Source organism: Brevibacterium sp. SIMBA_078, assembly GCF_046534565.1.
Classification (GTDB): Bacteria; Actinomycetota; Actinomycetes; order Actinomycetales; family Brevibacteriaceae; genus Brevibacterium.
In genome coordinates this window covers 1-229 of the sequence record NZ_JAWRYQ010000678.1, presented here as the reverse complement: position 1 = coordinate 229, position 229 = coordinate 1, and the positions used below count along the sequence as shown (strand labels likewise).

At 34.5% G+C, this 229-nt stretch carries 1 protein-coding gene; it reads left to right on the top strand.

The features are described 5' to 3' along the window. A partial coding sequence (locus tag SB749_RS21190; protein WP_410712056.1) for an SH3 domain-containing protein occupies positions 1-229 on the top strand: 229 nt, incomplete at both ends.

The window sequence follows — 229 nt, the reverse complement described above, 5'->3', positions numbered from 1 at the left end:
CAAGAGTTAGAATTTATTGAGAAACAGAATGATTGGTATCATGTTAGTTTTCAAGGATACGATGGATGGGTCGCTTCTTGGCTAACGTCATCAAAGAACAAAGTAGAACAATCATCAACAAACACAACAATTATTTCACAAGTAAATCACTTAAATATAAGGTCTGAACCAAATATTTCATCTCCAGTGTTAGGCCAATTAGATATCGGTAATGAAGCAACTGTCCTTC